The following is a 506-nucleotide window of genomic DNA, read 5'->3' as shown; positions in this document are numbered from 1 at the left end:
GAGCTTGAATTGACTCGTGTGGATGCCAATGGCACTCCTGTTACAGTCAAGTACCAAGCAGTGGTGAAAGAAGTAACACCTACAGGAACCGGCGCAACTAGCACAGGCCCTCAAGGTGTTCCACAAACGGGCACTCCAACCTTCCAAGGCGGTAATCCACTGGTTCCAATCGATGAAACAGTCGAGCCAACTTTCGAAGATGGAAGCAAAGAGAAATCTATTCCAGGTCAAGGAACTTACACGATTGCACCAGACGGTACAGTGACCTTCACTCCAGATAAACAGTTTGTTGGAAACCCAGATCCAGTCACAGTCAAACGTGTGGATAAGAATGGCACTCCAGTTACTGCGACTTACAGCCCAGAGTTTACGAAAGTGACCCCAACAGGAACTGGCGCAACGAGCACAGGTCCTCAAGGACTTCCACAAACTGGTACTCCAACCTTCCAAGGTGGTGATCCACTGGTTCCAATCGATGAAACAGTAGAGCCAACTTTCGAAGATGG

The 506-nt window shown here is 49.2% G+C and carries 1 protein-coding gene; it reads left to right on the top strand.

What is annotated here, in order from left to right; translation table 11 throughout:
* Positions 1-506: hypothetical protein (locus tag HMPREF2853_RS05160; RefSeq protein ID WP_148131401.1), on the top strand; the 506-nt coding region annotated here is incomplete at both ends.

Source organism: Streptococcus sp. HMSC077F03 (assembly GCF_001812375.1).
In the GTDB taxonomy this organism is placed as follows: Bacteria; Bacillota; Bacilli; order Lactobacillales; family Streptococcaceae; genus Streptococcus; species Streptococcus oralis_S.
The sequence above is the reverse complement of the archived record's forward strand: the minus strand, read 5'-3'. Positions and strand labels throughout refer to the sequence as shown.